Here is a 22,085-nt window from a genome sequence, read left to right as displayed (position 1 = left end):
AATGTATTTTCATAGCTTACTAAACCAATTTCCACAAATTTATATCATGATCTTTATGGTTTATTTATTTAAATGACCGAAACAAACCGCATAGAATACAAACGAGAACTATCCGATGGACTTGAAAAAGAGGTCATTGCTTTTTTAAACTACCGTGAAGGTGGCATTATTTATATTGGTATTGATAAGGAAGGAAACACTTACGGTCTGGCTGATGCGGATGGCGACCAATTAAAAATTAAGGACAGGTTGAAGAACAATATTCGTCCTTCAGCTTTGGGTCTGTTTGATATTTTAAGTGAAGAACGATATGGTAAGAATATCCTGAAAATCATTGTGGCGAGTGGTCCCGAAAAACCCTATCATCTCAAAAAATATGGAATGAGCGAAAAGGGTTGTTTTATCCGCTTAGGTTCAGCAGCTGAACCGATGCCACAAAAAATGATAGACGAGCTGTTTGCCAAACGTACCCGAAATTCCATCAGCAAGATTAAAGCCTGTCGGCAGGATTTAGGCTTCGGACAGCTGAAAATCTACTACGAAGAATCAGGACATACCCTCGGTAAAGCTTTTGCAAAGAACTTGGAACTATTGACCGAAGATGGCGCATTCAATTACGCTGGCTATCTTTTGGCAGATAAGAACAATACTTCTATTAAAGTAGCCAAGTATTCGGGTAAAACCCGAACAGACTTGATAGAAAGCAACGAGTATGGTCACGAATGCCTTGTGAAAGCCACCAAGCAAGTGATTGATAAAATTGCGGTTGAAAACAGAACCAACACAAAAATAACCGCCAAAGAAAGACAGCAAGCAAACCTTTGGAATCCCATCGCATTGCGCGAGGCCATTATCAATGCCTTTGTGCATAACGATTATACCAATGAAATTACCCAAAAGTTTGAAATCTTTGCGGATAGAATTGAAATCACATCGGCAGGCGGTCTTCCGGAAGGATTGAGCAAACAGGAATTTTTCGAGGGCTTTTCAGTTCCACGGAATAAAGAACTGATGCGGATTTTTAAGGATTTGGAACTCGTGGAACAATTGGGTTCTGGCATCCCTCGTATTTTGGAACACTATGGAAAAGAGAGTTTTGGCTTTTCGGATAACTTCCTTAGAATGACTTTTACTGCTAAAGAAACTGCTGTTGAAGAAGATGGTCAAATAGGTGGTGTAATAGGTGGTCTAAAAGGTGGTCAAATAGGTGGTCAAAAGGATGATGAAATTGATGATATTAAAGAATTGACACATAGACAAAAGGAAGTTCTAAAACTAATTGCTTCAGATAACCGAATAAGCCGTTCAGGAATTGCAGAGGTTTTACACATAAATGAATCTGCAATCCAAAAGCATCTAAACAATTTGAAGGATGCTGGCTTTATAGAGCGTGTAGGTGGTACGCGAGGTTATTGGGAAATAAATCTCGATAAGAACTGATAAAGCTTAAAATGAAAGTCCTTTTTAAAAAGGCGATTTATCCTTTGAGCCTCTCGCGGTAGCCAGCCATTTGCCTTCCTGTTTAACTAGTTTAAAAACACCAGGCGTTTTATCGTAAGCTGTGGTGTATTTTACCCAAGCGACGTCGCCCATTATCGTATCCTGTAAAACAGTAAAGTTGGAATCATCCTTTACCGTAGCATTAAACATATTTATAGTATTCATATAGTTAGAATATGCCTGTGGTGTTGAGTTAGCCTTTAAAGTTTCTTCATCTTTTTCATAAAAGCTTTCAATAACAATTTGGGCTGTGGTACTTGGTCCCGAGATTTTAGTTTCAGAATCAGCACAAGAAAGGAACATTACTATGAGCGAGAAAACAACAATTTTTTTCATAACAGTATTAATTGGGATTATTAATATATCTATGCGATAGTTTCATTTCTATGTTTCGTTCACCATCCTTTTCATTCAATTTCAAAATTGCCCTACGGTCATCGGATAATGAAAATTTGGATAATACATAAACAAAGCGAGCCAGTTCATTTTCCTTAATCTTGGACGGCACATTATGTTTATATATCGGTTCTTTATAGAGTTGTTGCAACGATTTCCTTTTCCCTTTTTGTATTGTTTCAATCGACAGGTTCAAGAAATTCAAATCGTAATCCAATGTAGAGGTATTTTCAATCTTGATAACGAAATAGAGTTCATCCTTATCAAAAACAATGTTCTCTACGGTCAAGATAATACCTTCATTTCGTTTCTTGATGCGTCCTATACGCTGTTTTCTATTGAGAAGATATGAGCAGAATTTTTGGTAATAATAAGTGCTGTTATCTACAAGTTCTTCAGATGATTTTACAAGAACCGAATCCTTTACAATCGGTCTTTCATTACCGATACTATTGGATAACGGAATGAAATAATTGAGCTTAGAAAGCTGTTTTTTATACCTTACAATATACGAAAAAATCAAACCATTTCTATTGACTACCAGTAGATTACTTTCCTTACCCGGCTTCGCTTGAAGAAGGCCAAAATACTGTTCTTTTTCACGATTGTAAGTAAATACAAAATTGTCAGAACCGGTTATACCTTGGCGGATAGGTTCTGGGAAGAATAGCGCAACATTCTTAGTGTCGTTGGCATAAATAGTGTCAAGTGGTATGGGTTGTTGTTGTGCTGTAGCCTGTGCTGAGCAAAGTCGAGGTGCGAAAATATAAACAAATCCAATTAAGATAAAAGTTTTCATAGTTTAGGCTTTAGAATTAATCTGTAGTTATTTAATACGGTTACTTTAACGTTGCGATTGTTTCGCCTTAGGACTTTTGTGACACCGCCTACTTGCGGAATGGTAGGTATGTTAATGTCACCAATAATATCGTCCAAAACTTCCGTGGTGGCTTCTGCCCTGAAATTGTTCTGTACGTAGATGCCCTCGCTACCATCTGATAAATCAAAAGCCTTAAGTTTAGTAGGGTGGTGCTGTATGTTTTCAATTTCAATGAGCGTTCGGTTGGGCTGAAAGCTGATAAATCCAAACACAGGTGAATTCTTGGGCATCAGCTTACCATTGATTGTAGCAGTTTTGATCAGTCGCATTCGCAATCTGGTATTCGCTTTTACTACTTGATCGCCATCAACGACCACATAAATAGTTTCATCTGTATTGTCGATGATTGAAACTTCATTGGGTTTGGGCGCAGCAGCAAAGAACAATTGATGTTCCAATCCCAATTCTTTCGCTTGGATTTTTTGTTCTCGTTTTACTTCTACAGAATCAATTTTTAAAACCGCTTTGCGAACAGTTCTTTTCTGTCCCAAGTTCTGGTATCGCTTTTCTGAATATTGGATCTTACCAGCTTCATATATGCTATCTACGATACGCTCTTTTTCGCGATCTGGAAGATCTGGGTCGTAAAATCCCAAAGAATCAATCAGTTTTTCATCATAAATGCTGGGCGCATTATTTTCACGTACTTTCTTCAAGTCGTTAATCGCATCCAGTTTGGAATCATACTCTTTTTGATCTTCTTCTAAATCTGGAACTAAGGTTTGCTTAAGGTTTTCAGTTTCACTTTCATCATCGCCCATTATCATTACGGAATAAGAAATGATGAATATGACAATCACGGCCAATACTGCTGCAAATACTATTTTATTCTTTTCTACTTTCATCGTTTAGTTTTTTTAAGGTGTTCTCGAAATATTTGGTAATCAATAATCCGTGTGGATTGTTGGGGAAGTTTCTGTCAACCGTAATCAAGTTTCCGGAGGAAACCAACTCATAGGTGTCGATGATTGAACCTCTATTGATTTCAAAAATGGTGGTTGTTGTAAAACTATACGAGCCATTATTTTCGGATATTCGTGAATCGGTGCTCAGTACTTTTTGAACCAAGGAATACTGAAGCAACCTGTTGTAAACACCATCCGCTTTTTTCTGGCGGTAAAGATTGTCCACAGAACTATTGCCCAACCACAATGCCTTTTCCAAATTACGTTCATAATTACCCGCATCTATGTTATAGAAGTAGTTATGGAACAGATCCAAATGTGCTAAAGCTTCAACCTGAAAATTTTCCTTCTGGGTCACGAGCTTCAGCGGAATTATACTGCCATCGGTATTGATAGCAAATGCACTATTGAGGGCTTTTTGATTGGTGTTGAATACAATCCAAACCGAAAATGTGCTGGATAGTAAGGCGCAGACAACCACTGCCAAAACGATAAACCGATTCAATTTTAGGACGCTGTAAATGTTCTTGTAAGGTGTTTTCATTCTGAATATATTTAGTTGGTAAATAGTCTTAGCGTAAATGACGTGGCACGTTTATATAGGGTGAATTTCAAGAAAACAATAAAACCTACTGATCCCAACTGAACTACAGGTGCAAAAAAGCCCTGGCCAACCTCTGTCCCAAAAAGGTTGACCCAAAAATTGGTGTTGATTTCCGTATATATGGCATTGATAAATATATTGACCAGAAAGAAAGCTGGCACCAGCATAAACACCGCTGCATATAGTTTGAAGAACGTATATGCGAGCGAACGAAACTTTTCAAAAACTGCAAGGCTAATGACCAAAGGAAAAAATGCTTGCATTATTCCTAAAAGGAAGAAGCGCTCTGCTAAGAATAGCGGGTAGATGAACAAATCCAATATCCAAAGTAGGGTAGTTAAGATAAATGCCAATATTTTAAAACCGTATAAAGGTGTAACCAGGGCTTCATATAAAAGTGTCATCGCTGAACTTGCGGCATCAAACAAACTTACGTCTTCCTCTAAAGGAATATCCTGCATTTGCAAAGGCAGTAATGCTGGTGCTGTTCCTCGATATTGTTCTTCAATGGCGACTAAAATGCCATCAAAAAATCCCAATACCTGAGTTGAGAATATGACCAAGATGACAATGGTAAAATTCTTGACCAATTCACCAGGACTCAATCCCCAAGTGTAACCGTCCTTCTCTGCAATTCCTTCGTTATATTTTTTAAGGATGTTGACCAAAAAGAACAAGACAGCGAGCGTTTTCATTCCCGCAATTGTGTATTGCGAAAAATTGCTGGCTTGTATGGTCTGGAAAATGGTATCGATATATTCCAAACCAATTCCTAAGAGAATGGTCGCGTTCATTTTAATAGAATGTTTCTCGGTTATTGACTTTATCTTGCATCTTTCTGAAAGAAATAATGTCTCGATAGCGTTTTGTTTTTGTAGTTATGTTGGAAACCATCTGCTTTGATTCAAGCTCCTTTGCTTTTAAAATTTCAGCACGTTCTGCATCGCTCATTTTGAGATAATCGCTGGACAGGATTTCATCAATAAAATCTACCGTGTCCAATGAGTTTTGAACAATAGCATCAAAAGATTTTACAACCCTTGAAACTTCCTCTGGTTTGATATAGGGCGAGCTGAGTATGTCCTGTACATCGTTCTGCATTACGGTGATAAGGCGCTGATTGTTTTGTCCAATTTCCTCAACTGCTCTAAGCTGTTGTACCACACTTGATACTTTCTCAATGCTCTCCTTTGCATCTTTTAAGAACTTTACAGACTTAATCATTTGAGCTGTCTGTTTACCTGATTCTACAAGTTGTTTTACCAAGCTTATAAAATTGGTATTGTCATAAGTGGGCATTCCCTGACACGCAGCGCGTGTGGGTAATAAAAAGATGAATACCGTTGCGATAATTAAGATTTTTGTCTTCATAATATTATGTTTTAGATGCGAATTGAATTATTGCCTTTTGCATATCCTGATGCTCTTTGTAGAGCTTCATTATTTCCTCATTTTCTTGTCCATCGGTCAAGTAAGCTGCATATACTTCCTTCGGAACTTCCAGACGGAAGATGTTACTTTCCCTGCCAATTTTGATAAACATTTCGGTGTACTTCCGTGGACCGGAAAGATTGTTCTTAATTGATTTTAATTGGTTCAAATCGTGGCTGGATAGATTGAGCCGTTTGACCAATTCGTCATAGCCTTTTTCATTGTTCAGGCTATAAATGACCTGCGTGTTTTCAAGAATACTCGCTGAAGTGGAATTTTTCGGAAGCTGATTAATGGATTGAAGAATGATACCGATAGCTCCGTTCTGTTTTCGTATTGCCTGGTAGTAGAATTCGACACTTTCCAGTACATTTTCAAACTTTAATTGTTTTGCAAACTCATCAAAAAGGATAATACCTTTTTCCGCTCTATTCTTCCAGATGGTTCTTTGGATAGCTGACTTAATCAGTTTCAACATTACAGACAGAATTTCCTTATTGTCCTTGACTTCATCCAGTTCAAAAACAATCAAACGCTTGTCCTCAATTTTATAGGTCTGGTCTTCGCTCACTTCAAAAAGGAAGCTATATAGACCATCGCCGACATATTCTGACATTACGTGCAAGAAGCTCGTCACATTGAAATAATCGGGATGGATTTTCAGGGTGCTCAGAAGATCTTCCTGATTTCTTTCTATAAAGCTGTAAAAACCATCCAATGAGTGATTTTCTGAAGTGCTATCGTAATAATGACGCAATATTTTTTTGACCGATACCGATTGTGCCTTTGTAACCTTTAAGTCTGAAGCAAACAGTTCAAAGAGGAAGACGGACAAATCTTCCAAACGTTCTGGTGTAAGGTCATTAGTGTGGCTAATGTAAAATGGATTGATACCAAGGTTCTTTCCACTTTCGTAGCGAAGCACCGTATATTTTTCAGGATAGAGCTTTGCAAACTTGGTATAAGAGCCACCCAAGTCGATAATGACCAGGCGAACGCCACTTTCAAAATATTGACGTAGAATGTTATTTGCCAGAAAAGACTTGCCTTCACCAGTTGGTGCAAAAATGGCGAAGTTTCGTGCCTTTATTCTTTTCTTCTTTTCGTCCCAAACATCCTTTAAAACAGGAATGTTATGCTCACGGTCATTAAAAATGATTCCGGTGTTATCACTTTTGTAGGTAGTGTTATTGATAAAAAGACAAAGTGCGTGTTTTAAGTCAGTTACATATAAATCGTTATTTGAAAAATTGGACGAAAAACAGCAGTAACTATTTAGAATATAATTTTTACGTTCTTCGCCTCTTGGATAATACGGGATGATATCCAGTTCCTTAAATTCAGTCTTGATTTTTGAAGTTATCTTGTCGAGCTCTTTGGCTTCCTTTGCCCAATAGACAATATTGAGATGACCACGAATAATTCGGGCATTATCATCAGCATTGATTTGGTCAAGGATGTGTTGGATTTTACCAAGCACCACTTTATTTTGTGAACCAAAGTTTGAACTTTTATTTAGTTCCTCAACCTTCTTATCGAGCAGCTTGCGCCATTTTTGTTTGTCATCTAAATAAAGAATTTGATTGACAATGTGATTCTCGTTAAGCGTAAGCCCTAAGCCATCAATAAACCCTTGATGAAATACAAAATCGTCAGAAGTGAATTTCTCATTGGTTTTGCTACTCTGTACACTTTCGCCAAAGCACAGTTCGCTGTTGACGGCCAGGGCATCAAAATGGTTTTCGCCAATATTGACGCTTTTCTTATCAAGTAAAATATCGGTGTCGTAGCCTTCATTGAAGCCATTGAAGTAGGCATTTGTTAGTTGCCGAATATCTTCCGCTTTAAGCGAAACAAAATCCATCTTTCGGCTGTTATTGATAAAAGAAACTGAATCACTTACCGAGTTCGTGAAGCTCTTGATATTATCATCCAGTTCCTGTACGATTCCTTTTGAAACTTTCCTGAAGGGATTGACATATTTCGGATTGTTGAGTGCCTTGTTTTTGGTCAAGATGAAGAACAAATAACAGCTGTGCTCAATATGCCCACGACCTTTAAAATGCTCGTGGGTAGCATTTTCCAGAAAGGTTGAATTCGGAAGTTGTTCTGAAGTATATGATTTCTTGAGGTAGATATCCTGCTTGTGAACCACAGTACCAACTGGCAATGATTTCAAAGCCTGAAACCAAGCACCGTGCATATCCTCAAAATCCTTTTCAGAAAGAGAGTATATTTCCGGTAGATTCCCTTTATAGCATAGGACAACGTTACCATTGTTGGCAAACATGATATTGTCCTGAATATCTGCGATGGGTTGATATGCTGAAATGTTAATCTTGTTCATAATCAAAGCCTGAGGTTTTTTTGTTACTCATTATTTTTGGGAAAACATTTGCCATTTGAAAAATTTGTGGACTGTGTGTTATCCTCGTCAGCACAACAAATAAGGAAGCATTGAGTATCAATACTCCTATTATTATCCCAAAGCTGAAAGAGAAAATGATGATGAGCAACGAAGCCAAAATGGAAACCATCATCAAGGCAAACAGGGAAATGGACAGTCCAAAAATGACAGCCCGTTTCCGAATGTTTTTATAGACTTCGAACCGCTTCATCTTTAAACTACGATTCCTATTAAGTATGTGAAGATGCCGACTACTGCACCTGCAATTAGTACAAAGACCAGTATTCTTGTTATCCCTTTTTTGAGGTCCGCATTTTCGCCGAAGAAATGTCCAGCATTAAATAGGAAGCCAATCAAGAAGATGACACCCAGTAAAATCGGAAAGATGGTCCTGATGGTATCACCAACATCGTTAACAGAATTTTCTATACCACCAATTTGAGCGAAAAGAGAAGTGGATAAGAGCGAAAGAATGAATGCTAAATAGTGTGATTTTTTCATAACGGAAAAATTTAGATTTTAAGTTCATTTTTCATTATTAGAAATTTACATATATTTGATTCTAAATAACTGAAAATCAAATAATTGTGAATAAAATATTCTTTGATATTGTTTGGTTTTCATTGTTATTATTTGACATCAAATTCTATGAAGTTTGAGATAGAAGTTGTTGATAACCCGAAAATTGAAAATGAAAAATCTGCTCAGAAACGTCAGTTTTACCATTTTACTCTTGAAAATATGCTTCATTTTTGGACAGGAAATCGATGTTCAAAAAAGAATTGTAATTGATGTTGGACACGGTGGAAAAGATGCCGGTGCAATTGGCATAAATGGCATCCAAGAAAAGGATGTGGTTTTGTCGATTGCAAATGCCATTTTGAAGCTGAATAATGAATTGAAAAAGCCTTTGGATATTTATTTAACCAGGTATAGTGATACACTCATTTCGTTATCTGATAGAACTAAGCTGGCTAAAGCCTTAAATGCTGACTTGTTTTTGTCCTTACATTGTAACCATTCGGATAATCCGGATGCGAGAGGGATAGAGATTTATGTGGCCAAGGCTATATCTAAATACTCAGATGATGCTACTTGGCTTGCTTTCCAATTGCAAGAGGACCTTAATAAGAGTTTGGGTTTTGAGAGTAGAGGTGTGAAGTTTGCAAATTTTCAGGTGTTGCGTGAAACCGTCAATTCTTGTTCTTCGATATTGGTAGAACTTGGATTTTTATCAAATAAAGATGAATCAGATTATTTGGCTAATTCAAAACAAAACAAAACGTTGGCATTCCTTATTATTAATTCATTTAAAGAAAGAAGATGAAAGAATTATTTAAAGAGGTTATTTTTTGTATAAAATCAATTTTCCTTTTGCTGTATATCGAAATAAAGTCATTGTTTAACAAAAATGTAGATAACCGTAAATAAGAAAATCTCAATTAATTATATTTATAGGATTTTTCATCAAGACAAGACCTAATAATATAATTGAACGAAAACGATAAAATAAATTTTGATTTTGTAAAAGAGATTAAAGAACCTGGTGTTTACCAACTACTCTTCCCAAAGAAGGAAGTTGGGTTGGCCGTTATGGTTCTATTTGAGAAAATTAAAAACAAATCGTTACCCGACGGAAAGTTCGTTGAAAAAGACCTTCACAACGCTTTCGCCCAGATAAGCAAACCGAACGAAAGATATCCGAAAGAGATTTATAGCGAACATATAAAGGATCTACAGGAATATTTTTTAGACTACAATCAAGAAACTCAGAAATATTATTTTAAGGATTACGCGCATAGGTTCTACGCCTATGCAAAAGAGACGTTAAAGGGTAATTTTAGTCCAACCCGTATAGAAAAGATTTGTAGTCTTCTTACCGCTTCATTGAAACAAAGGGAATCCTTAGAGGATTTAAAGTTTTGGCTCAATTCTGAGTTTAAAAAATATGAACCAGATCTCAGGGAACAGGTAGATTTTTTAGATAGGCAAATCATAGAGTCTGTAAATAAGCTTAAAAACAATACCGCCAATTCCGATAAGAAGTTTATAGACCTTTTACGTGAAGTAGAAAGTAATTTAGATAAAGCGCAAGAGCAGAGTAGAGAATTAGCAGCAGCCTATTCTGAAACTAAAGTGATACGCTCAATTCTAGAAAAACGAGAAGATACAGATTCTGAAGCAGACGATTTAATTGCAGACGTTCACTTCTTTATCAAATATCTCAACGAAAGGCTAGATTCTATCGATGGAAAACTCGATAGAATTCAGCCAAAGATTAGGCATTTGTTCTCAATTTTAAATAGACCTCAGTTTAACAGTAAAATTGAAAAATTTCTACACTTCCTACTAGATAAAAGTACCGTGACCAGTAAAAAGGATACGCTGCTTCCAAAAGTGGTCGAAAATCCAATTTTACATATAGACACACCAAATTTTACCATAGTTGAGAGAGAAAGAGAATTATTCCCTTCTAAACCCAAAAAGAGAGTTTCCTATAAATCAAACGAAGTAAAGATTGAGGAAAACACACAAAGTATTTTAAAAGTGCTCACTCAGCAGGACTTGATTAGAAAATGGGAACAACACATCATTGCCGAAATAGAATTAAGGGGTAGCATTGATTTGTCCGAAACATTTTTCAAGATAATGGAAGAAACCGACGATGGCCAGATAGCTGTAAGTGCAATCTACAGTTCAATACAGCAAGCACGTAAATCAAAAAGTTTTGATTTTAAAATGAATAAAACCAAACAGACCAATAGCAAAATAGAGCATATAAGCTTATGGAAGATGAACATACAAAAGATATAAGGGTACAGTTTTTAGACCATCCTGACACGGAAGAATTATTTGCCTCTTTAGACTATATGTTGAAAGATGGCGTTCATTTTCAAAGGGAAGGGAGTCAAGCAAGATTCTACAATTACATCTATTCAAATATAGACAGCTTAAAAGCATACTACCAGTCTTTATTCAATGTTGAATTGACTTTTGGCGGAACTGAAACAAGAGGATATTACTTTTTGGACTTTATAGGTAATACTAGAGGTCAAATAGACGCTGGACACAGATATCATATGAAGAGCGAACACGTTATAATCGGCTTCGTTATTTACAAGATTTTTTTCATTGATAATCAAATAGATGTGGTTTCTGTAAAAGACTTGCAAAAGAAGATTAGGACTGATTATGAAGATTTAAAGCCAGGTATTTACAGATTGATTGCAAAATCGAGAAATACCAACCCTGGAAATTTAAACGATGATGCGATAGATTCAACTGTGGAATCAGCGCTTAGAGAATTCAAGAAAATAGGTTGGGTAACATTAAATGATGATGAGTTCGACCTATTGCCGGCTTTTGATAGATTGATTGCCATACACGAAGACCATATAAATAATATAGACGAAACCCTAAATGAATTGAAATGAAAAGGTACCCTAGAATAAAAAGATTATCCACTTTGGGCATCGTACATCATCAATCATTTGATTATGATTTCAACCCATTTAGAACAGACTTTGTAGGCGAAGGTGGTTCTGGTAAGAGTATGATTGCAGATATTCTGCAACTCATTTTTGTCGGTTCTGCTGCATTTCATTCGCCTACCGATAGTAGTGAGCCAAGAAAGCCTAAAACAATGGTGTTAAGAACCGATGGCAAAGGAACAGATATGGGTTATGCCTTTATCAATGTAGAACTCAAAAAAGATGCATTTGTACTTATTGGTATTTATCTTGAAAGTACCGGAAGCTCACGCTCTTTTATTATTCAACAAGGCGAGAATTTTGAACCAGAAGATGAATTGCTTCCATTTAGTAAAGCTCTTAGTTTTTCGGATTTCTTGAAGGACAACAGTATTTTACCAATAGAGGATTTAAAAAATCACATATTCGATACTAAAGGATATGTATGCGAATCTTGGTCAGTATTAGATAAGTTTCATAAGCTACTGTTTGAAAATTATATCATTCCAGTTGACTTATCCATTAACCGCGAGTCTTTAAAAAGCTATGCTAAAATTATTCAGGCTTTTTCTAGGGAATCATTGGACATCAAAAAAAGCGAGAAAATCCAGGAATTTCTCTTCGGAAATGACAAGGAAAAAGAGCTTAAACTAAATTTTGACAAGGCTGTTGAAGAATTGAGTGGCGATATACGTCAGTTTGAATCTAATAGAGATGAGATTGATATGTTAACCCATAAGCAGACCGAACTACAAGAACTTCTTAGTTTAAAAAAAGATAGAGACGAAGCTCAAAGCGATTTTTCAAACACAAAATTTCACTACTTAAATCAGCAGATTGAAAAATCTAATGTGAAAATGGTCCAAAGATTAAATTCCTTTTTTAATAATCGAAACACCTTAATTGGACTTAAAAATTTTGCCGAAACTAAAGTTGAAGAACTGAAATTGAATATACCTGCTTTAGACGAAGAATTTGATAAAGCTTCTGCAGCAAGAATGTTATGGCAAGGAAAAAGCAATGACTTGAAAAAGTATTTTTCTTGGATGCAGCACTTTGAAAAAACGGGTAAGGAACTGTCAGAACATTATCACAACTATCATAAAAACAAGCTGGACATTGAGCGAATAGAAGAGTTTAAGTCACTTTTAAAAGATAGTGGTATTTACAGTTTCTTTGGAGAAAATAATAAACTCAACAAGGATTCATTGTTGAATATAGCAGAAACAATCAATACGATCGAGAAGTCACTCGAAGAGAAAAAGAAACTAAAGGTCCTTCATAATCTAGATGATACTTCGTCACTTGCACATTGGGCGTTAAATCTTAAACGAGGATTGAACCTTAAAGAGGAAAGTGTAGTACACAAATATCAAAACGATAATATTACCACCAAAGAACCCTTAAATGGTATAAAATCAAGGTACATTCCAGATCCAAAATTGTTGATTGAAAACCTGCAAGTCACAAAAGATGAAGATGATGGATTTTGGTTAGATTTAGGTGGCGTTCGTGAGTATATTCCTTATGTTCAAGAACCAATATTTGATACTGGAAACTCAGATAAAATTAAGGAATATTTTTCAAATCAAAAGGCAACCTTGGATAATGACATCAAGGATTTAGAAAAGGAATTTAAGAATTGGACAATTCTGAAAGGATTGCTAAATAAGCTAGAAAACCAATCATCTTACCTTTTGTCTTGGGAATTAAAAGATGCTAATTCTAAGTTTGATAAGCACGAATTGTACGAGGAAACAGCAGACGCCATAAAGCGTTATTTAAAATTACTAGAAGAAGACGAAAAGATAGATAAGGGATTCAAAAAGGCAAACAAGACCTACAAGAAAATAGACAAAAAACGTTCTGATAACTCTTCTGTAATTAATGGGCTAGAAACAAATCTAAAAACGATTTCAATTCCCGAAATCGATGATGATGCCGAACAGTTAATCGCCAAGTATAATTACCAAGTACAAGACACGGATGATTTAGAGAGTTTAAAAACAACACTTAACCAACAAGAGAATTTCTACGACGCTTTTGTTGCGACCCTGCATAAAGAGTCAAAAAATGAAATTGCTATTGAAGATTTGAAGTTAGAAGACAAAGCAATAGATGTTTTTAAAGCAGATTTGCAAAAATTAGTTGACGACGACCCAAAATTCACTTCAGAAAGTGATGCAGATGAGAGTGAAATTACCGCAGAAGCATTAGAAGACAAAGATGCACTAAATGCAGAATGCCAAAAGCAATACAATTATAAATATGCTCTTGTAATAAGGGAATTTTTGAAAGAAAAGGCCAACCGCTATTTAGAAACAGATGATTTTAAACAGATATGTTCAGAAATTTTACCGGCAGAGATTTTTTCGGAAAAGGACTTAGAAGATGATGAAATAATCCCGCGTATTAAAAAGTTGCTTGACGATATCAACATCAAGAATAAAAAACTGAACATTAGAAAGCTTCAAAAGTTAACGAGCATCGTTGATAAGGTCAATACTGAGGTAAGCGAACAGATATATTACTCAAGAAAGATTAGGGATTTTATAGATGCCGATGATAAGACGATTACTGGCGGTCACAGGGCAAAGCTGTCCATCAATTTTGAAAATAGCTATCCTAGAGGCTGGATGGAAGACTTTATTGATAAAATACGTGAGGATATTAGAGTGTCTAGTGAGAATAATCTATTCAATGATTTACAAGGCGTTTCAAACGAATTGGAAAAGTACACGTCTCTAGAAGAGAAAATGCAGGAAGCTTTTTATAGATGTGGTGGTTCTAGAAATCTAAAACCTAAAGTTTTAGAATTACTCAATCCAAAATCATATTATGGATTGAACTTTACCATTCAATCCTTCCACGGAAAAACGAACCCAGGAAGCACAAGTCAAACCTATGCTGCAATTGCCCTTATGTGTATTGCTAGACTCTCATTAATTAATAGAGGTGCTAAAGATAAAGTAAGGGATGGGATTAGGTTTATGCCTATTGATGAAGCAGCAGGACTAGGAAGTAATTTCGATATGCTTTACGACATTGCCAAAGCAAATGATTACCAGATTATATCGTTATCAATCCAGCCATATAAAGTAGATATGTTGAACCAATATATCTATTTGCTTCATAATAACTTAGAAGAATCTGATAAGGTAAATTATGAACCAGTTCCAATATTTGGGGATTTTGAAAATAATAATTGAGGCGTAAAACAGATGTAAAAATCAGAATGAAAAAAGATGTTGAATGGAAATATCTGATTGGTCTTAACCAACTATATAAAAACGAAAAGACCAACTTGAAGATTGGCAACAATAGCTTCATTAAACAAATACTAATGAAGCAAAAAAAACTGATAAAGCCCAAAATGGGTAATCCCAAGATTTTAGAAGCTAAATATGGTTTTAAGGCATATTATGAAAAAGAATTTTTGGATTATTTTGAATACTATTCCAATTTCTTTGAAAAAGCCGGATTAGAGAGTAATGCACACAAAACTTATAACGAAGATGATTTGAAAAGTTTGGCTTTTATTTATTATCAAAAAGACCAACTCAAAAAGAACCTCACAACTGAATACACTTTTTCAGCACGAGTTTTTAAAGGTAAAGGAGCAAAGTACTTAACAAATAAGCCCAGTTTACGCAATGCAGTATTACAGCTTCTGGATATTGACGAGTTCCCAGAGAAAGACCCGAAGAATGCACAATGGCGATTCGTAGTAGATTGTGAAAATCCTAAATTGGTTGTTATTTGCGAAAATATAGCTTGCTTAAAAGTACCCTACGAATATAAACAGAACAATATAGAATTATGGTACGTAGGTGGTAACAATACCAACCCTTTAAAAGATATTCCTGCCAAAAAAATAGAATTACCTCTATTTTACTTTTGCGATTGGGACCATCACGGGCTATCTATTTTTTCGAGAATAAAAGGCATCTTTAAAGAAAAAGGCAAAGAAATAACCTTAATTGAACCTACTACATTAGATGATGCACTACCCGTAAATTCGCCACACCATAAAAGTAAATGGCGTAAAAAGGAATTTTCGGGATTGAAAAGTGAAGACTTTTCTAAGCAGCAACAAGACATAATCAACAACTTAATTCAAGATGATATTTGGGTAGAGGAAGAGTCGATGGATTTGTTAGAATCGTTAAAAACAATAAGTCTTATCTAATAAAATATAGAGTATTTACTTGTTAAATTTTTATATTTGGAAATTAAGTAAACTGTTGAATGATATATAATTATATAGATGAAATACTACAAGGATACACTATAAATTTAGATGTATTAAGACGCGATACTAATTTATATAGTATTTCGATGTTACAACATACTGGTAGCTTTCATTCTTCAGAATTTTTTTTTGGCAATGAAAATAGTGAATTAGAAAGTGTAAAATTCAATGACTTTTTATTTAAAGCAAAGGAAAATAACTCTTCTCTAGTAATTACCCCAGAATACTCTTGCCCTTGGAGTACTGTAAGAAATTTAGTAGATAATATTGAGAATTTACCAAGTCAAAATAAATTATGGGTGCTTGGCTGTGAATCAATTATACCAACTAATGTTTTAGAGTTTCGAGATGCTTACAATGGTTTAAATAATGTTGAAGTTGTATTTAATGATATTGTAGACAATGCACCTGGTGGTGTCTTGTTAAATCCTTGTTTGTACATATTTAAAGCTAATGACCCAAATGGTATTGAGAAGACAATTGTTTTAATACAATTCAAGAGACAGCATATGGGAGCTTGGGGGAATCCATTAGAGCAACAAAAATTAATCCCAGGACAACATTCTTATATTTTAAGAAATTCACCAGATTCTATTAATCTAGTAACAGTTATATGTTCTGATGCAATGTTGTTTGATGGTCGGCATATTTATCCAGGCGCAGAAGGTCAATGGGATATTCAACCTTATATTATTCTAAGTATACAAATGAATCCTCAACCTGCTCACATAGAGTTTCGAGATTTCAGAAGAAATATTCTAAAAGTAGCTAATAAAGATGTTATTTCTCTAAACTGGAGCTCAGAAGGTAGGTCATCAGGTAATCCTAATTTTTTTGGAGAATATTGCAAATCCAACATTTCACTTATTACAGAACATATTTCTAACACTTCGAGTATTGAAGAAAAGCTTATAGATGATAATCATAAAAAAGGCGTTTATTATACATTAATTAAACCAAATAGACATTGCTTCTATTTAACCCCAAAAATCGAATTTTTCTATTTAAGGATGCGAAAACCAATACTAGGATTAGCACCTGGTCCAGCAAATAGAAGGCGAGGTCCAGAAATAAAAACAATTTATGAATACGACACGGTTTTGGAAACATTCATTGAAGTAGAGGATACAAGCGATGGCTATGTTGACTTTACAGAAGATATTCAAATTCAAAGTGAAAGCTTGCAAGATGGAGCATTAAATATACTTGATAGGGAAAGACTTATTGCTTTAACATCAGGAGAGCTATCTAAAGTTAAATCTGGTTCAAATTGGTATGCTGTCAATACCTTAAAAAGTTTTATTTCAGAAGATACTGAAACCATTAATAGATTTACAGTCACATTCGATACAAATGGTAAAGAGTATAGAATTTCACAATTTGGCAAAATTGAAGCTTTAAATGTTAATATTTTGAGTGATACCAATCTGTATCCAGATATCATAGCTTCATTTAAAGATAAATGCAATGAAGTGATGTTTTTAAACAGAAATGGAACAAAATATAATTATAACCTTGTGTCCAACGATGACCAGATAGCTACAGTTGCATTTTTAGGTCATACATCAAAAGCTGATGCAAAAGCAATGTTAAATCAACTCACCAAATTGTTTCCAGAGGAAGATTTAGGAAACAAAAGAATAGTAGTTTGGTACAAGCCGAGCATTGCAGCTGATAGTTATGACTATGAAGCTACGGATGTTCCAAAATTTACATCTACAGAACAAACCAACCTTACCTCAATAACAAAATAATGACAATCGATAAAATAAAATCAATACTACCACCGTCATATGTTATTACTAATAAGAGTGATAATCAAAAACAGTTATTTGTTGTTCAGAAGTATAATGGATTAGAGATTGCAAAGTATGTCTTCGATTTGGATTATGATAATCAACATTTTAAGCTCGATGAGTATCAAGACAAATATATCGCAAAAGATTATTTTGATTCAGAAGGAAACCTACAATGGAATTATTATCTAATATTTTTAAGAAGTTCACTTCCGGCTACCCTTAAAAAGAATATAGAAAAGGACGAGACTTTTGCTCGAAAATTTGTTTTCACATATCAAGAGCTAGAAGATCACTTAAATTACGAAAAAGCAGACTCTATTGTAGAAGAGAATATAGTTGAAAAATGGAAGTTAGAGCTTAAAAAAAATGATTTACAAGAGGTATTTAGCAATGAACCTTATACTCAAGCAGTACCTCGATATCTTGAAAATAAGACAAAAAAAGTAACAGAGCTTAACCCAATTGATGTAGAGCCAGATAAAGCCCAGGATTTTATGTTAGATGGAATATCTAATATTAAGTTAACAGATGACTACCGTAAATTTCCAGAACGGCGAAGTTTTGATTTTGGTAAAGTAAATCTTATTTGCGGTCCTAACGGAGTTGGTAAAACTTCATTAATGGAAGGTATTGAGTTAGTGATAACCGGAAATAACGCTAGAAATGAAAATGACTTACCAAGTAATGGTGCTATTGATGCAAAATATGAAGTTAACTTAGAAGAACTAGCTGATTCTTATTCTAATAACATCCCAAAATTTAAAGCTAGAAATTACTATTGGTATAAGGCTTCTTACAATAAACAAAAGTCGAATACCTTACACCACAGTTTTAATCGCTACAATTTTTATAATAGCGATAGTGCCTATCATTTATCAAATAATACTAATAGTAACCTACTGACGCCATATCTTACTGCAATTGCTTTAGGAACAGAATTTGGTGCTGTGAGAGATAGAATGATGGGCTTTAGAAAAAGATTGGGAGATGAACTCGCAAACTTAAATAGTAATCTTGAAAGAGAACAAGGACTTATCAAAAATGCTCAAGAGCAAAAAGAGGCTTTAAAGAAAATATCAAACCCAGAAAAAATCTTTGATAAATTTTTAGATGAAGCAAAAATAATAAAGTGGTTAAAGGTTCTTCCGTCTACAATAAGTGATAGTTCAATAAACTTTGAAAAAGATTATGATTTAATTAAGGGACTACTTAATTCTCTTGTTCACTCTAAAGTCGGTAAAGAATCTGATGCTATAGATAAGCTGTCAAACTTAGAAAGTCTTAAAAAAGATTTAGAGGCAAAAGAAAGTGAGAAGGAAAATCTAAGGGGACAACTAAAAATTGAGAAAAAACAAGCTAACGAATTAGAGCAGAATTTAAAACTTCTTGATGAAGCTCTAAGTTATTTAGATAATCCTGAAGCATTCAAAATTGAAACCATAGATGAAGAGATAAAAGCGTTAGAGAAAAGTATATTAAAAGTTGATGTTTTTTTAAGTGAAATAGCCAAGCTAAATATTAGTGATATAAATTCTAGTTCACATAGTTTTATAGATTTTAGAGAAAATCAAGAAGAATTTTTAAAGCTCAAAGAATCTGAATTAGGTCGTAGTCAAGCACAACTTAAAATAGTGAAAAATGCACTAGATAAAGTGAAGTCAATTATTGTAGATATTAAGTATTATGGTAAAGAATATATCGAAGCTAAACAAGATTTAAGTGAATGCCCGCTATGCGAAACACCTCATACTAAATCTGAACTGGAAGCTAAAATACAAACTAAATACGATGACAAAGAAAGTTCAAAAGATATTGAAATCTTCAACAAGAGTATAGACTTATTAGAGAAACAGATACTAGAGGTAAAAAGTAAGCTCACAAGATTAAAGAGTTATGAAGGTATTTTGAGAGGGTTTTTTCCTGTTGATATTTCTAGTATGAAAATAACCGAGTTAACTATTCTTAAAGAGAAAGAGGAGAGACAACTTGCTTTATCAAAAAAGGAGCTTGATGAATTAAAAAGTCTAAGTCTAGATTTAAGGCTGAAAGGTTATGATGTCAATGACCTTATAGAACTAAAAAGAAATTTAGCTTCAAAGTACAATGATTATAGTTTTACACCAGAAAACAAATTTCAATTTGAGTCCTTAAAAAAATCTGAACAAAAATCTTTTGATGATAATAAAGAAAAATTTGATTCAGTAAAAAATAAAATAGAAGAAATAGATGGTATTATCTCAGAACTTATAAAAGATAAATACGATTTAGAAAGATATGAAGAACAGCTGAATTTTGAGATTAAAGAGGTTCAATCTTACAAGAATTATTTCTCTGATTTACATAAATATATTGACTTTGAGAGAGATGATTTTATTATTGAACTTAGGCATAATTTAGAAAATTTATATAAAACATTTAAAAATTTCAAAGAGCAAAAAGTAAAATTTGAAGAATTAAATTTGGCTAATAAAATCATTGATGAGTCGAATGAAAAAATAAAAAAATACCAACCAAAAATAACTAGAGCTGAGTCTGCCCTTCAAGTATTACATAAATTGATAACTGAAGATAGTGAGGATGTTGTACTAGATGACTTCTTTAAGAAAAATGAGTCAGAGATAAGCGAGATATTCACAAATATTCACTCGCCCCAAGAGTTCTCTAGGTTATCTTTTAGTTCAGGTCAAATTTTATTACATAAAAAAGATTCTTCAACCGAGGTGCCAATCTCTCAAATCAGTACAGGTCAAAGAAGTGCATTAGCATTATCGGTTTTCTTAGCTTTGAATAAGAAGTTAACAAATGGGCCTAACTTAATTATTTTTGATGACCCTGTAACCTATACCGATGATTTAAATATACTTTCGTTTTTAGATTACTTAAGAAGTATAGTTATCAATGAATCAAGGCAAGTAGTATTTGCTACTGCTAGTAATAAAATAGCGAAGCTCTTTGAGAAAAAATTCGCCTTTTTAAATACTGATTTTAAGAAGTATGAATTATCAAGGGGTTAGAAATTTTTGAATACAAGTTAATGTTGTTTCTTTTTAATTTCGCTTATCCCTATCCTTCTCATCGAAAGCAATCAAATTAAACAATTCCCGCATCCTGCTGCGTACTCTATTTCCATAGCGTTCTTCCAACTCCTCTGCATTTAAATTAGTAGTAGCATGGGTTTTTAGTTTGGTTTCAAGATAAAGATCATAACGGGAGAGCAGGATTTCCCCGATCACGTTGCAATCTTTTCCATAATGCCGCCCCATGGGTTCTACTCCCATATCATCAAAACAGAAAAAACTACTTTCTCCATAATCTTCTATGGTTTTATATCCTAAATGATTGAAGGCAAAAACAATATTCCGGCAAGGCATCACTACATATTTTCGTTGGTGTGGCACTAAAAATTGTAAGAGTTTCATAAGACTTGTTTTACCGCATCCCACGGGACCGGTAAGTAAGATTCCCTTATCCAGGTCAATATCAAATTTTTTGCAATTTTCCTTATCCTTGATGAAGTAAGAGCATAGCTTTAATAAGATCTCTTTATCCTTCTTGTAAATTTTAAACTTTTCTCCAAAGAGGAGCTTACCTTTCGCATTCAGGTACACCAGGATTTTCGGAAAATCATACTGCACGGATTTTCCATTAAACCTGCCTAAAGAATATTCTACGCCGCCTTCGATTATTTTAGAGGGGTTGTGCATAATCCTTGGTTTTAGTGGTTTTGAGGTTGTCCTGATTATGGGACGCTTCCTTTTTTATTTCCTTGTTATCTTCGTTGAATAATTCGGTTCTATCCATCCAGTGGATCGCTAAGGCTTTCCAGTCCCTTACCTCGTTTCCATCACTTGTTTTCCAATTATTGGAGTGGTAATGATCAAAGAATTTTTTTCCTTCATCAGCATTAAATCCTTTTTCTTCAAAAAAAATTAAAACGGCCTGCCTGCCCTTTGGCTGTTTATTAAAGTTTATTTGTTTAGTATTGTTTATATAAGGTACCAATGCTTGTCCACTGGCGGGACGGTGCGGGTCTGCAGCTTGTCCATTGATGGGATGGTGCTGGTACACAACTGGTTCATCTTTGGGACAGTACTGTTCCGCAAGCTGTTCCAATATGGGATCGTAGTCTCCCGTAACTGGTTCATCAGTTGTCCCGATAATGGCCATCCTGATTTTACTTCCTTTATACGGATTATTGGAAGGGAAATAAGAGAGGTAATTCCATGAATCAAGGTCTGTGATACAACGATGATAGGTAGATTTAGAGCCTATCTTAGCCACGCGCATCAGTTCCCTACGGTTTACAAAAAATACATCTGCAAACCGGCTACTATTCCATTCTTGAAATAGAGCCATATACAAGCTAATATGCGTTGGGTTTAGGCGCTCGTCGAAAAAGAATTTTTCAAAAGCCGCGTTGAGTTGCTTAATATAATTCATC

At 34.6% G+C, this 22,085-nt stretch carries 19 protein-coding genes; 9 read left to right on the top strand and 10 right to left on the bottom strand.

What is annotated here, in order from left to right:
- Positions 1-72 precede the first annotated feature (72 nt).
- Positions 73-1,440, top strand: coding sequence for an RNA-binding domain-containing protein (locus RE431_RS10995; protein WP_309562033.1), 1,368 nt, complete (start codon positions 73-75; stop codon positions 1,438-1,440).
- 24 nt (positions 1,441-1,464) lie between these two features.
- Here RE431_RS10995 and RE431_RS10990 read toward each other — a convergent pair whose 3' ends face one another.
- From RE431_RS10990 to RE431_RS10960, 7 genes are read right to left on the bottom strand one after another with little or no spacing between them, the layout of a single operon-like run.
- The gene (locus tag RE431_RS10990) at positions 1,465-1,836 is read right to left on the bottom strand and encodes a hypothetical protein (protein ID WP_309562032.1); all 372 of its coding nucleotides are present in this window, start codon (positions 1,834-1,836) and stop codon (positions 1,465-1,467) included.
- Positions 1,837-1,843: 7 nt separating this feature from the next.
- Positions 1,844-2,695, bottom strand: coding sequence for a DUF4138 domain-containing protein (locus RE431_RS10985; RefSeq protein ID WP_309562031.1), 852 nt, complete (start codon positions 2,693-2,695; stop codon positions 1,844-1,846).
- Positions 2,692-3,621, bottom strand: a complete 930-nt coding sequence (gene traM, locus RE431_RS10980) for a conjugative transposon protein TraM (RefSeq protein ID WP_309562030.1) — start codon at positions 3,619-3,621, stop codon at positions 2,692-2,694. Before traM ends, RE431_RS10985 begins: the two co-directional genes overlap by 4 nt.
- Positions 3,602-4,225, bottom strand: a complete 624-nt coding sequence (locus RE431_RS10975) for a conjugal transfer protein TraK (RefSeq protein ID WP_309562029.1) — start codon at positions 4,223-4,225, stop codon at positions 3,602-3,604. Before RE431_RS10975 ends, traM begins: the two co-directional genes overlap by 20 nt.
- Before the next feature lie 11 nt (positions 4,226-4,236).
- The gene (locus RE431_RS10970) at positions 4,237-5,079 is read right to left on the bottom strand and encodes a hypothetical protein (protein ID WP_176619454.1); all 843 of its coding nucleotides are present in this window, start codon (positions 5,077-5,079) and stop codon (positions 4,237-4,239) included.
- A gap of 1 nt (position 5,080) precedes the next feature.
- Positions 5,081-5,656 carry a conjugal transfer protein gene (locus tag RE431_RS10965; RefSeq protein WP_309562028.1) on the bottom strand — a complete coding sequence of 192 codons (576 nt, stop codon included), beginning with the start codon at positions 5,654-5,656 and terminating at the stop codon, positions 5,081-5,083.
- A gap of 4 nt (positions 5,657-5,660) precedes the next feature.
- A complete protein-coding gene (locus RE431_RS10960; RefSeq protein ID WP_309562027.1) occupies positions 5,661-8,063 on the bottom strand; it encodes a TraG family conjugative transposon ATPase in 2,403 nt (800 codons plus the stop codon).
- 110 nt (positions 8,064-8,173) lie between these two features.
- Here RE431_RS10960 and RE431_RS10955 point away from each other — a divergent pair, with 110 nt between their 5' ends.
- A complete protein-coding gene (locus RE431_RS10955; RefSeq protein ID WP_309562026.1) occupies positions 8,174-8,317 on the top strand; it encodes a hypothetical protein in 144 nt (47 codons plus the stop codon).
- 19 nt (positions 8,318-8,336) lie between these two features.
- Here the strand turns inward: RE431_RS10955 and RE431_RS10950 are convergent, their stop codons facing one another.
- Positions 8,337-8,624 carry a hypothetical protein gene (locus RE431_RS10950; RefSeq protein ID WP_309562025.1) on the bottom strand — a complete coding sequence of 96 codons (288 nt, stop codon included), beginning with the start codon at positions 8,622-8,624 and terminating at the stop codon, positions 8,337-8,339.
- Between the two features lie 190 nt (positions 8,625-8,814).
- Here RE431_RS10950 and RE431_RS10945 point away from each other — a divergent pair, with 190 nt between their 5' ends.
- The 7 genes from RE431_RS10945 (at position 8,815) to RE431_RS10915 (ending at position 20,658) form a co-directional block, all read left to right on the top strand.
- A complete protein-coding gene (locus RE431_RS10945) occupies positions 8,815-9,450 on the top strand; it encodes an N-acetylmuramoyl-L-alanine amidase family protein (RefSeq protein ID WP_309562024.1) in 636 nt (211 codons plus the stop codon).
- Between the two features lie 164 nt (positions 9,451-9,614).
- Positions 9,615-10,937 (top strand): hypothetical protein, encoded by a 1,323-nt coding sequence (locus tag RE431_RS10940; protein ID WP_309562023.1) that lies wholly within the window; start codon positions 9,615-9,617, stop codon positions 10,935-10,937.
- Complete coding sequence (locus RE431_RS10935) at positions 10,910-11,557, top strand: condensin complex protein MksE (RefSeq protein WP_309562022.1); 648 nt, start codon at positions 10,910-10,912, stop codon at positions 11,555-11,557. Before RE431_RS10940 ends, RE431_RS10935 begins: the two co-directional genes overlap by 28 nt.
- Positions 11,554-14,802 (top strand): DNA repair protein Rad50, encoded by a 3,249-nt coding sequence (locus tag RE431_RS10930; RefSeq protein ID WP_309562021.1) that lies wholly within the window; start codon positions 11,554-11,556, stop codon positions 14,800-14,802. The genes RE431_RS10935 and RE431_RS10930 overlap by 4 nt, the downstream gene beginning before the upstream one ends.
- Before the next feature lie 26 nt (positions 14,803-14,828).
- Complete coding sequence (locus tag RE431_RS10925; RefSeq protein WP_309562020.1) at positions 14,829-15,782, top strand: Wadjet anti-phage system protein JetD domain-containing protein; 954 nt, start codon at positions 14,829-14,831, stop codon at positions 15,780-15,782.
- Positions 15,783-15,841: 59 nt separating this feature from the next.
- Positions 15,842-17,599, top strand: coding sequence for a hypothetical protein (locus tag RE431_RS10920; RefSeq protein ID WP_309562019.1), 1,758 nt, complete (start codon positions 15,842-15,844; stop codon positions 17,597-17,599).
- On the top strand, positions 17,599-20,658 hold the full coding sequence (locus RE431_RS10915) for an AAA family ATPase (protein ID WP_309562018.1): 3,060 nt from the start codon (positions 17,599-17,601) through the stop codon (positions 20,656-20,658). The genes RE431_RS10920 and RE431_RS10915 overlap by 1 nt, the downstream gene beginning before the upstream one ends.
- Before the next feature lie 33 nt (positions 20,659-20,691).
- On the opposite strand, the gene RE431_RS10910 is transcribed toward RE431_RS10915, so the two are convergent.
- Together RE431_RS10910 and RE431_RS10905 are read right to left on the bottom strand one after the other, a co-directional pair.
- Positions 20,692-21,348: a P-loop NTPase family protein gene (locus RE431_RS10910; protein ID WP_309562017.1), complete on the bottom strand. Its 657-nt coding sequence runs from the start codon at positions 21,346-21,348 to the stop codon at positions 20,692-20,694.
- Complete coding sequence (locus tag RE431_RS10905) at positions 21,332-22,084, bottom strand: hypothetical protein (protein WP_309562016.1); 753 nt, start codon at positions 22,082-22,084, stop codon at positions 21,332-21,334. The genes RE431_RS10910 and RE431_RS10905 overlap by 17 nt, the downstream gene beginning before the upstream one ends.
- Position 22,085: the final 1 nt, after the last annotated feature.

Origin of the sequence: Christiangramia sediminicola (assembly GCF_031344135.1) — a bacterium.
GTDB lineage: Bacteria > Bacteroidota > Bacteroidia > Flavobacteriales > Flavobacteriaceae > Christiangramia > Christiangramia sediminicola.
This window is presented reverse-complemented; position numbering and strand designations above follow the sequence as displayed.